The sequence below is a fragment of the Microcystis sp. M53603_WE2 genome (assembly GCF_030065435.1).
In genome coordinates this window covers 1-11,438 of record NZ_JASJFF010000230.1, presented here as the reverse complement: position 1 = coordinate 11,438, position 11,438 = coordinate 1, and the positions used below count along the sequence as shown (strand labels likewise).

General features: G+C 43.2%; 12 protein-coding genes and 1 tRNA gene. 6 read left to right on the top strand and 7 right to left on the bottom strand.

The annotated features are described in order from the left end of the window. The 3 genes from PX481_RS04980 to PX481_RS04970 form a co-directional block, all read left to right on the top strand. Window positions 1-1,860, top strand: a 1,860-nt coding sequence (locus tag PX481_RS04980) for an AAA family ATPase (RefSeq protein ID WP_288093844.1), incomplete at its 5' end; no start/stop codon positions are given. A 698-nt stretch (window positions 1,861-2,558) separates the two neighbouring features. Continuing rightward, window positions 2,559-3,296: an HAD family hydrolase gene (locus PX481_RS04975; protein ID WP_288093843.1), complete on the top strand. Its 738-nt coding sequence runs from the start codon at window positions 2,559-2,561 to the stop codon at window positions 3,294-3,296. 85 nt (window positions 3,297-3,381) lie between these two features. Beyond that, window positions 3,382-3,452: transfer RNA gene (locus PX481_RS04970), tRNA-Gly, on the top strand. Window positions 3,453-3,511: 59 nt separating this feature from the next. Here the strand turns inward: PX481_RS04970 and PX481_RS04965 are convergent. After that, entirely contained in the window at window positions 3,512-3,937 is a 426-nt protein-coding gene (locus PX481_RS04965; protein WP_288028021.1) for a lysozyme inhibitor LprI family protein, read from the bottom strand. Between the two features lie 289 nt (window positions 3,938-4,226). Continuing rightward, the gene (locus PX481_RS04960; protein ID WP_288093842.1) at window positions 4,227-6,464 is read right to left on the bottom strand and encodes an FdhF/YdeP family oxidoreductase; all 2,238 of its coding nucleotides are present in this window, start codon (window positions 6,462-6,464) and stop codon (window positions 4,227-4,229) included. Window positions 6,465-6,648: 184 nt separating this feature from the next. Here PX481_RS04960 and PX481_RS04955 point away from each other — a divergent pair, with 184 nt between their 5' ends. Next, window positions 6,649-7,149, top strand: a complete 501-nt coding sequence (locus PX481_RS04955) for a sigma factor-like helix-turn-helix DNA-binding protein (protein WP_288093841.1) — start codon at window positions 6,649-6,651, stop codon at window positions 7,147-7,149. 29 nt (window positions 7,150-7,178) lie between these two features. Here PX481_RS04955 and PX481_RS04950 read toward each other — a convergent pair whose 3' ends face one another. Genes PX481_RS04950 through PX481_RS04940 form a run of 3 tightly spaced genes read right to left on the bottom strand, consistent with a single transcriptional unit; the run spans window position 7,179 to window position 8,818 of the window. After that, window positions 7,179-8,081 (bottom strand): RpnC/YadD family protein, encoded by a 903-nt coding sequence (locus PX481_RS04950; protein WP_288093840.1) that lies wholly within the window; start codon window positions 8,079-8,081, stop codon window positions 7,179-7,181. A gap of 54 nt (window positions 8,082-8,135) precedes the next feature. Further along, window positions 8,136-8,495, bottom strand: a complete 360-nt coding sequence (locus PX481_RS04945) for a DUF5615 family PIN-like protein (protein WP_002762391.1) — start codon at window positions 8,493-8,495, stop codon at window positions 8,136-8,138. Then, window positions 8,492-8,818, bottom strand: coding sequence for a DUF433 domain-containing protein (locus PX481_RS04940; protein ID WP_002762393.1), 327 nt, complete (start codon window positions 8,816-8,818; stop codon window positions 8,492-8,494). The genes PX481_RS04945 and PX481_RS04940 overlap by 4 nt, the downstream gene beginning before the upstream one ends. Before the next feature lie 314 nt (window positions 8,819-9,132). Here PX481_RS04940 and PX481_RS04935 point away from each other — a divergent pair, with 314 nt between their 5' ends. After that, complete coding sequence (locus tag PX481_RS04935) at window positions 9,133-9,285, top strand: hypothetical protein (protein WP_288028019.1); 153 nt, start codon at window positions 9,133-9,135, stop codon at window positions 9,283-9,285. 177 nt (window positions 9,286-9,462) lie between these two features. Here the strand turns inward: PX481_RS04935 and PX481_RS04930 are convergent, their stop codons facing one another. Beyond that, window positions 9,463-9,726, bottom strand: a complete 264-nt coding sequence (locus tag PX481_RS04930) for a metal-dependent hydrolase (protein ID WP_228051401.1) — start codon at window positions 9,724-9,726, stop codon at window positions 9,463-9,465. A 28-nt stretch (window positions 9,727-9,754) separates the two neighbouring features. Then, window positions 9,755-10,480, bottom strand: coding sequence for a hypothetical protein (locus PX481_RS04925; RefSeq protein WP_193978993.1), 726 nt, complete (start codon window positions 10,478-10,480; stop codon window positions 9,755-9,757). Window positions 10,481-11,079: 599 nt separating this feature from the next. Between PX481_RS04925 and PX481_RS04920 the strand changes: the two genes are divergently transcribed. Then, window positions 11,080-11,244 (top strand): hypothetical protein, encoded by a 165-nt coding sequence (locus tag PX481_RS04920; protein WP_170915522.1) that lies wholly within the window; start codon window positions 11,080-11,082, stop codon window positions 11,242-11,244. The last annotated feature ends 194 nt before the right edge of the window (window positions 11,245-11,438 follow it).

The following is an 11,438-nucleotide window of genomic DNA, read 5'->3' as shown; positions in this document are numbered from 1 at the left end:
CCGCTGCCGGGGTTAACCTCGACTCTACAACAATGGTTACAGCAAGACTGGGAAACGGCTATTAATAACCTCAATCAATACTTTCGGTACAGCCGCCAGTTTATTCCTGTCCTTGCCGCCGTTAACCGCGTTTTATCGCAATTCCCAGAGGCAGAAATTATCTATCGGGTGTCCCGTCTGGCAGAAAATCCCTCCGATTGGCAATTGTTAAAATATGCGTCGGCGAAACTGTTTTCTTTTCCTCGCAGCAAAATCCGTCTCGATACCCCTGCTCGCGCCGCTGCCGCCGGTTTTTGGTATCTTCACCAACGGGACACCGAAAAAGCCGAAAAAGCCTTTGCTGTGGTACGTTCCCTCGCCTACGGGGAAGAAATGTATAGCCTCGCCCAAACTTTACACCGATTTAGTCAGGCAGCAACTCCCGATAGTATCGCTTCCCTGGAGGTTGCCCCCATTGCCGCAGAACCGTCATTACGTCCGCAAACTTGGCAAGCTATCAGCAGTTTAAATCTAGTTATCGCAGAAATGGCTTTAGTCAAGGGAAGTTACTCCCAACAGACCAGATCCCTCGCTCTTAATCGGATTATCGGGGAATTAATCGATATAGCCGACCAGCAGGCGACTACTTTACCCCAAGCAGAAAAAGAATTAATCTTTTCTATCGTCCTAAAATGGCTAAAAATTAGCGCATCCATCGCGGGAACGGTGGGAACGGTAACTATTACCCAACCGATTCCTAATCCCTACATTATCGGTGATCCGGTTATCGGTAAACGCTTTGTTGGTCGTGAGGATATCCTGCGGGAACTTCAGTCAATGTGGTCCGGAGATAACCTATCCTCCGTGGTTCTCTATGGTCATCGTCGCATGGGTAAAACTTCGATTCTACGCAATCTGGAGACATATCTTCCACCAGATGTCTCCGTTATCTACATTAATTTACAGCGCGTGGCCACAGTAACCAGCCTAGCCGAAGTTCTCCTGACTATGGCTGAGGAAATCGCCCAAACTTTGGCAATTGATGCCCCAGAAGAGGAAAAAATCTCCCAACATCCAGAAATGTATTTTAATCGTTATTTAGACCGTCTGATGCGCCAGATTCTGCCGGAAAAAGCTAAAACCGGTTTAATTATTGCCCTCGATGAGTTCGAGATAATTGAGGATTTAATCGAAGCGAATACCCTCCCCCAGAATTTCCTCGGCTATCTGCGTTCCCTTGTCCAGAGTAGTCCGCGTCTAGCTTTTGTTTTTGCCGGATTACATACCCTAGAGGAGATGACTGCCGATTATTTTCATCCTTTTTTTGGCAGTGTTTACCCGATTCCAGTTAGTTTCCTCTCTCCTGAATCTACTCGCGTTATCCTCGCTAATCCCGTTGGGGAAGACGAGGATTTTCCCCTAGACTATACCCCATCCGCTTTGGACAAAATTTATCAACTTACCCACGGTCAACCCTATCTAGTACAACTGATCGGCTTTCATCTGGTACGTTTTTATAATAAACAGGTCTTTGAGTTGCAACGTCCCCAAGATATTCGTTTTCAGGTGGAAGATGTGGAAAAAGCCATCGATGCTGAGTTTTTCCAAAGGGGGAATTATTATTTTACGGGTGTCTGGAAACAGGCTAAACAAGATGCGGCCGGACAACAGGAAATTTTAATAGTTCTTTCTCCCCATCTGCAAGGATTAACCCGGGCAGATTTACTGTCCAGCACCGGATTAACTGCCACAACTCTCGACCGGGCCCTAAAAACCCTTGAAAATCATCATGTCATCGAATGCCAAGACTCCCATTATCGGATTGCTGTGGAATTATTCCGTCGTTGGGTATCGGAAACGAAACAAGAAACAATGACCTAAATTCTTTTGTTATATTTTTGGCTAATATCTCAGCCCAGAATGGGGCTTGCTTAATAAATGTGAAATGTAGGCAAGGTAAGGGTTTTGGGGGTCTGTCTTGCGAAACAGGTGCAAGGAGAGAATCGTGCTTCAAAACCTTGCGTCTTCATCGGCCCGCGTCCTGTAGGGGCGAAGCATTCGGGCAATAACCTATCACTGAAACCGTAGATTTTCTATCCGAATGCTTCGCCCGTACTTTTTTAGCAAACCCCAAATAGGGGGGTTACAGGGCAGCACGGATTCCCACTATAACAAAATAATAGAACAAATCTGGGAATTTGTCAAGGCCTTGGCAATTTTCTGGTTAAAATTGTTTGTTGAGATGGGGTAAGGGGCAAGACCCGCCCGGCTCCGACGAAAAACTTTAGTATAATCAAGAATATTTAAGTAAGTGGTTTCAATTAAATTGAAGATAGATTTTGTCCTTGATCCCCCCTGCCCCCCTTGATAAGGGGGGTGCCGATAGGCGGGGGGATCCCCCTTGATAAGGGGGGTTTTGATCCCCCCTGCCCCCCTTGATAAGGGGGGTTTTGATCCCCCCTGCCCCCCTTGATAAGGGGGGTGCCGATAGGCGGGGGGATCCCCCTTGATCATGGGGGTGTCTGACAATTTTTAATACCCACCTACTTATTATTTATTAGCTTTTCTGTCTAAGATTGATGTTAAAGGCTGTTCTGTTCGATTTTAATGGGGTGATCATCAATGATGAACCGATCCATCAAGAGTTAATCAATGAAATCTTGCTCGGGGAAAATTTGCTGCCCCTAGGGTCGGAATTTGCGGAGTTATGTCTGGGAAGAAGCGATCGCGTCTGTTTGCGTAATGTTCTCAACCGTCGCGGTCGTCAAGTAACCGAGGAGTATCTGACCAAGTTAATTAACAAAAAAACCAGTTTATACCGAGAAAGATTAGAAAAATTAGAGAAACTTCCTATTTATGAAGAGATATACTCTTTTTTAAAACGGGTTAAGGCCAGGGATCTACAAATCGGTTTGGTGACGGGAGCAATACGCTCGGAAGTAGAATCGATCTTGCAACAGACGGGCCTTGGGGATTACTTTAGTGTCATTGTCACCGGGGATGAGATTAGCACCAGTAAACCTCAACCGGATGGTTATTTACTGGCCGTAGAAAGATTCAATCGTTGGAATTTTAATCTACAGTTGCAACCCTGGGAATGTCTGGTGATTGAAGATACTTTTGCTGGTTGCGAAGCGGCAAAAAGAGCGGGAATGCAGGTGGTGGGAATCGCTCATACCTACCCCTTCCATTTTATGCAGAGAGTGTCCAACTGGGCGATCGATAATTTCTCCCAACTAGATCTCGATCGCGTGGAGAAAACTTTTAGCCAAATCGGGGAAATAACCGAGCGATCGGGATTTTTAGGCAATTTTTGACCATCTAGGGGCGATTCACAAGCTGAAAATCCCTACTTGTAAAAATTGGCAATTCGTGTTATGCTAACGAAAGTGCTAAGAAAATGCGGGTGTAGTTTAGTGGTAAAACCCTAGCCTTCCAAGCTAATGATAGGGGTTCGATTCCCCTCACCCGCTTAGGCTGTTGTGCAGTAAACGTCTAAGGAATTATCGGTAATATCAACGGCGATTCTGACTTAGAGATCGCTATTTTCTAAATATCTTTGCAAATCTTTGGTACGCTGCTCGGTGACAGCTGCCAAGCAATTACCGTAAATCATGGGAGCTAGAGAGCCTCCCTCATAGGCACTTCTTTCAAATTCGCAACTGCTGTCTCTAAACTTAATCCAAGCTTGTTGGGCGGTAATTAATTTTTGTTTGCGAGCAGCTGACAGTTTTGGCAGTAGTTGTCGATAAACTTGATTTAACTTGCGATCGGCGTTTTGATAAGCGATGCTGGCACAAATGTTCATTTCGCTTTGAGTCTGGGGATTGTTACAGTTAGGATTTTGAGCTAGTTGCAAGTTCGTCGTTCCAGATGCGGGACTTGCAATGCTAGGGGTAGCCATCGCGACGGCCAATAAACTTGCTATGCTTAATAAGGTTAGTAAAAACTTGTCCATGGCTACTTACTTTAATGACGGTAAGAAGAAGATAACAGAAATGCGATCAAACCGACCATAGCTTTTTCATTCTGCTCAATTCGTTGGTTGGCTTGGTTAACTATATTTCATTATTTCCAAAAAAGTGGGTGGGTGGAACTAAATATAAGATGAACGTAGGTTGGGTTGAAGCATGAAACCCAACGCCTGCTCATGTTACGCTACCCCTAACCCATCCTACAAATAATTTTGCCTACCTGCTTAACTCTATTTCATTATTTCCAAAAAAGAAAATTAGAGGAGTTGATAACTAAAAAACCCAGACGGGAACTCGTTTATAAGCGGGGGTTCCACAGCGAGGGTCGATTTTAGCCTTGAATAAAACATTGGCTTCGGGATAGAACATAAAGCCAACACCTTCGCGAATCGGACCGAAAATAAGTTCGATATTTTCTAATTTGCCGGCATCTCCTTGGACGGTGACTCGTTGATGTTCTTGAAGGCCCGCTTTTTTGGCATCTTCGACGTTCATTAATAAACAATGACGGTGAGGCATTCCCCGGTATTTATCGCCCACTTGATAAACGACGGTATTATGTTGTCCATAACTGCGTCCTGTTCCGAGAATCAGGGCAATTCCGGGGGCATTTTCCGGTTGGTTAAAATCTTGCTTTTGCGGCGCTTTTAAAGTGGGTAAAGGGGTGACGGACATTTGCGCTTTTCCGGTTGAGGTCGGAAAATGGGGTTCGGTAAAAATCCGTCCGCTAATGGTAAATTCTGTTCGGGTTTGATCTAATTGCCCGATTTTTTGATAGCCCGGAATCGTTTTGGCGATTAACTGACGAATATAGGCGGTGTCGTGTAATCTCGACCAATCAATCGGGTTTGTGCCTAAAACCTTGACGGCAATATTTGTTAACAGTTCTACTTCCGAGATGATATCCACATGGGAACCCTGTAGATGACTGCTTCCCCGCTCGTTAAAACGGACAAAATTATTGCCCGATTCGGTGGTTGTCGGGTGAGGATTTTCAAAACGAGCGAAGACGGGTAAAATTATCGTATTTTGTCGGGCTAATCCCTGGAAATGTCCTAAATTTGGCTTAGTAGCTACATAAAAAATCGTATCAATTTGAGCTAAGGCTTTTTTGGCTTGAGTTAAATCTGGATTTGCTCCATAAAGATTACCTCCCAAACAGAAAAGAGTGTTAATTTTTCCCCGTTCGGCAGCTTCAATTAATGACCTGGTATCATAACCGCCGGTTATATTTAATGGCTTTCCTAAAAGTTGAGCAAGTGCCTCGGCGATTTCCTGACGTAATCTCACTGTAACGCCCATAGAACCGAAGCCCTGTACATTAGAATGACCTCTGATTGGCATGGTTCCGGCTCCGATTTTGCCAGCATTTCCCGTCATTAAAGCGGTATTGGCAATACTGATAATATTATCTACCCCATTTTCCTGTTGTGTAACCCCCATCGCCCAAGCGAAAACCACACGCTCTAAATTGCCGAAAAGGGCGGCGGTTGCTTCAATTTCTTCTCGGGACAAACCGCAGGTTTTAGTAATGGTTTCCCATGGTGTTTGTCGGGCATAATCTATAACAGATTGCCAATTTTCTGTACGGGATTTGAGATAATCCCACCGCACTAAATTTTGTTCAATTAAAGATTTTTGTAATCCGACGAATAGGGCAGTATCGCTACCCGGTATCGGCTGTAGGTAGAGAGTTGAAATATCGGAACCGCCCCGCAATAGGGATTTAATCGGAAAAGCGGGTGAGGAGAATTTGACCAATCCGACTTCAATTTGCGGGTTAATAATAATAATTTTACCGCCGCGATCACGAATTTGAATTAATTCATTCATCAGGCGAGGATGATTAGCCGGAGCGTTAGAACCGATTAACACCACACAATCGGCTTGTTTTAAACTTTCCAGACTGACCATCGAAGTTCCGGTTCCGAAAACCTGTTTTAAGCCTACGGTCGAGGCGGCATGACAGAGATCGGAACAATCGGCTAAATTATTACTTCCTAATGCCCGGAAAAACAATTGTAAGAGATAGGCGGCTTCATTAGAAGAACGTCCCGAACTATAGGAGGCAATGGTCTCGGACGGTTGACGAAAAGCTTGTTCGGCTAATCGATACACTTCTTCCCAACTAATACGTTGATAGTGACTTTCTCCGGCTTTTAAGAGGACGGGATAACTGAAACGACCCAAGCGATCGCATTCTAGGGAAGTTAAGGACTGTAATTGAGCGAGATGATAGGTCTGAAAAAAATCAGTTTTAATACCTGGCATTAATTCGGAGGTAATCGCCTCGACACTTTTGAGACAACGTTGCAGACTTTCCCCCGCTTCGTTGACAAAACCGCCCTTTTGTCCTCCCGTTCCCCAAGCGCAAGCTAAACAGGCACTTTTATGATTCAAGGTTTGCCAGAGTTTAACCCCTTGAGGAGAGAGAGTTTTTTCTGCCCAATATTGCAATACGGGAAAACCCCCGCCCGCCTCAATTTTGTTGGATGTTTCTCGTTCGTTCATTGTTTTTTTCTCTCGATTTTTTCTCAAATTCATCCGATAGGGAGAGTGTACCCAGTACCGTTGAGTTTATCACCATTTTTTAAAAAGTGCATCAGCAAGACATAAACGACTGGGTAAGCTACGGTTAGTTGTTGACAATATCCCCTGATTGTGATTTTATCAGACTAAGGAGAGGTCTATTAAAATGGTAATTCCGATGGATGAAAATGAAGACTTTCAACATTTAGAGGAGATGATCGCTAATCTCCAAGCAAAACAGAAACAGATTCTGAAAGGGATGTTAGATTATCCGATTGAGATCGATTCGGCAATTCGGATACTTTCGGAACCATCTCGGCAATTGGCAACAACTGCTCATAATTTAACCAGAGTACATAAAATACTTAAAGAATTGGAAAAACAAGGATTGGTTATTTTCCACGATTCTCAATATTCTTTGACTGAGTTGGGAAGGGAAATAGTAGGACACCTTAGCGATAAGAGTCCAACCCCAAGACGAGATGCACAGAGAAAGGAAAAACTGCAAAAAAGCTACGATTTTTTAGAACTCCATAGACAAGGATTGAGCTATCAGCAAATAGGGGATAAATACGGCATAAGTCGCGAGCGTGTCCGTCAAATTCTTGCCAGTAACCCCGAATTTGAAGCTTATCGGCAAAAACAAAAGGAAAACAGTTATCGTTGAACGACTGTAAGAAGAGCGAGAAACGAAATTTACAATCTTTCCAACAATTCCTCGCGGGATAAATTCGCTAAAGAAAGAAGTAAAGCGGTGCGTTCCGAGATGGGAAGTTGGGCAATCTTTTCTACTAGACTGAATAATTCCGAATCTAGGCTGCCAAAGCGTCCTTCCAGAAGACTGGCTATCAGGGAATACCGTTCTTCTAAACTACCTTGTTGTATCCCTTCTTGCTTCCACTCTTCCCTTTGTTGTAAATAAGCTGGTGATAGATTCATGATGTCCTCCTGTTCTTCGGTACTTAAATTATCTCTCAACTCTAAATTCTTGCGCCAGTTGGCCAGAATTTCTAATAAATTCTCTCGAAAAGGATTGCGTTCTGGCAGTTCAACTAACTCTTCAACTGCTCGTTTTTGAGTTCCTCCTTTACCTAATACCCTCAACCATAAGGTGTCTTCATTTACTGGTAATTGATGAATGACGATGATACCCGCTTTGAGAGACTTCGCTAAAAAGTAAACCCCTGTTAACCAATTACTCTCATCGCTGTGAGTCCCGAAATCTTCAATCATTCTAGCTGAAAAGGTGGGCGTTAGAATCCAGAGAACTGGTAGTTCAGCGTCTGTTAGAGTTTTGTTTGACCGTTTCGCTTTTCTCAAGACATCCCCATGAACCGTGTATAACTTTGACAAACAACTGCGAATCTCTACCTCGGTCGGGGGATTGCGGAAAGGTTCAAACAAACAGGAAGTAGCCGCCATTTTTCCAAGTAATCCTAAAGGTAACTCAGTGGGAGGAGGTGAGCTAAATGGTTCAAACCAGACATCGATTTCTTGAACCTCACTTTTTACTTTCTTACTTTTTCTAATCGTCCCTAGAGGTGTTAGTAATTCCTCTAAATATTCCTTAGCAAATTGGTCATGAATTTGGCGAGTCATTCAAATTAATAATTAAGCATAAAAAGGACGGCAATAATCTTATTATATCATTAATTAAAAAGGAATCCAATCGACAATATCGATCCATTCTTCTGCTTCGGTAGTTTCCCAAATCATAATTAATTCTTCGGCTAGTTTTCCCATTGTTGTTGTGGGACGTATCCAAAACAGTCCCCAGATTTGTTGATTTTTTTGCCAATATTCTTCTAAATGTTCAGGCATACTGGTACGATTATCTGTCACCAAGAGTCGTTGAGATAATCCTAAATACTGTAAAACATCAGGGTCAAGAGTTCCTAACGGTGGTGTATTCGGCTCTCCAATGCGTAAAATATCTATCTCTGGATTTAACCTTAAGACAGCGACTTTCAAGCGGGGGGATAAGGTTTCATCGAGTAAAAACTTGATTTTCATACCTTGACAGAATCTTGCCTTTGCTGTTTAATTCTTCTCATCTTTTCTCGTTGAGGCGAAGGATTTTTCAGTGCTTCATGGTAGCGAGTCTCTCGCCAATTCTGGAGGCGCAATAAATAGGCATCAATTTTTTGCCGATTCTGTAAATAATAAGTAATAGTTGCGTAGATTTTCTCTAAACTTAGATCGGGATAGATAGCATTTATTTCTTCTGGGGTATAGCCTTCCAAGAAATAAAAGAGTACGTTGTCAATTCCGAGCCGATGACCTTTGATTCTAATATCATCTTCGGAGATAAATAAGAAATAATCTTCTAGTTGCATAATTAATTTTCCCCTTAATTTTATTTCATTTTTACCGCTTATTTATAGTATTTCCTGTTCGCAGGAGGTACATTATCAATGTTAAAAAGCTTAATCAGCAAAGGTTTAACTGTGCCACACAGGTGTGAGAACCTCTATATTAATGTTTTATCATAATTAGTTTACCTTGTGCTTCCCTTGTTTTCAAACCTTTAACCGGGATAAACTGCCCCGCTGCCATAACCCCGGCTGCTATGCTGGCAGCCACTTTGACGGAGCTACTTTAACGGGAAGTGTGGATTATCGGCTGGCCGCCGAAATATGTCGGGAACTCGATGCCATCGAGCGAAAGAATTGACGAGATTATCGAAATCCACCTATCGACTATCGGCAACCAGCGCACATCGACCGAGGAAAGGTCAGCGCGGCAGAAACATCAGGCTGTTTTGGGGAAATTGAACGGTCATCCCTTAAATGGCGCAGGTTGAACGATTTTGGTGTTTACTGTCCCAATTGCGTACTGCCCTCTTAAAACAGCGATCGCCGACTCCTCGTTAAACGTAATTGTACTACCAGCAGAAGTAGAGTAGTCGGAGAAACAGGCGAGTAAATGACCTAACGAGAGTGCGGTCTCGCGCAGCGAGTGCCTTCGGCAGCGCACTCAGCTAATTGCCCAGGAAGTAGCCGATGGGGAGGGAGACAGCCGCAATCAAACCCGTCGCCAAAAGAGAGTGGGTGATACTGCGGTGGGGAAATCTATCTTCCATGAAGCTGCTGAGGGGGAAGAAGATTTTGCTGATGGTTGAGGTGGTGGTGTCGATGTCAGGAAGCTGCGAACCCAGGACAGCCAAACCCAATGCCATTGGGTCAGCAGTTCCTATGATTAAGGATGTGCCTGCTGCTGCGATGAGGGAATGGGTGATGGCCATGAAGGCGAGGAAAATTTTAGGTATGCTTCTAGCTATTAGTATTAGCCTTTTGAATAACCTGGCATTTATTGATATCAAAAAAGGCAGAAGTTGTAGAGATTGGGTATGTATTTGTAGCTCGGAAGTTATCAGCGATAGCTTGTCTAACTAATTGTTCAGCCTCGGTAAAAGTCGATTCAGAACCAATTACTAAAGCGTAGTTATCAGATGGCTTTTTTGGATCACAAATTCTCACCTCATACTTGGAAATGCCAAAATAACTGCCAGATATTTCTTTAGCCCTTTCGTATTGTCTATCCAAATCAGAAGGTTTTTTAGAAGAGCCTGCAACAACAAAAAATTTTGGCTCAGATTCCCCTAATTCTCTAGCAACTCGACTTTTTACTTCAGATTCAATGGTATTTTTCAGAGTTTCTTGGCTATATTGATTGATTTGTTCCGCTAGGAGTTCATCTACGCTTTGTTTAACTGGCTCTTTTAGATCAATGTTTTCTATTTCTTTAGATATTTTCTTTTTAAAATCCTCAAAAGTTCCCATTCCCCACATTATTAATCCCAACCCTAGAATGGCCGAAGATGTTCCCAAGAATATCCCTGATATTTTTAGCCAGTCGAACAAGTATTTTCTTGCTTTTAAAACAATTCGTTCGGCATAAATTTCTTCGTCTTCTTTAAGCTGCTGACGGAGATTTTTGTTCTCTTCTTCTAAGGCAGCCAAGCGTTTATTGAGTGATTCTAAATTTTCTTCAGACATTAGCGAACTCCTCCCTATTTAAATTTGCCAATCTCTACTGTCCCAACCGCTTCCTCGCCCCCCTCACAGAACCAAGCTGCTTCAGTGCCATCCCTCACCAAACAGCAGCCATCCGTCATATCTGAACTTTCCTCCAAATGGCAAAACTCTTAACCTAATGAAGTTTCGGCGATTTCATCTGTGCAATTGTCCCCCAAGTAATCTGATTATTTCCCCCTTATTCACCTGTCCTTAGTCTATCTCCGATAATCTCAACGAATGAGGCTGTTTTCACAAAATTTAACGATTAGCCGACAATGAATCGCCGAAATATCCAACGATCACTAAAGTGCTTAACAAAAAAAATTGTAATCCTATCGATTTTGACCGTGCCGCTATCCAAAGGAATAGATTAGATTTCTTGAAAAGACCGATGCGGGGAAATTACTGATCGATCACCCGAACTTTTTCCTTATCGGTAAAGATCGGGCGATTTGCATATTCTTGCTATTCCTAATACATCCGAGAGCGCCCGTCCTGTCGAATTTATCTTTAAACCCTAACTATCCCCGTACAATTATTAGCATATCGATCATAAACCTTGAGATAGGTTGCACGCCATGAGCGAATACCAATATTACGAATTCCAAGCTATCGATCGCCCCCTCACCCAAGAGGAAAGAGCGGCCATCAGCCAACTATCGAGCCGCGTCAAACCGACGGCAACGAGTGCCAGTTTCACCTACCCGGGTAACGTGGAACGTGATCCGAAGGAATCTTTTTAACTGGAAAGACGATCTGTTACGGTACGGCTGTAATGCCTGATTGTGTCCTATAGGTCTAATAAAGTTGTTAAGTATTGCCCTTATCGATCGAGATCGGGTTAGCTTGGAGATAGCAGTGAGCATTCAGCTTTAAACACTTAATAACTGCTAACCTAATCACTGATAAGGGGGTTTTTTCATGGCTTTTAGCCGTT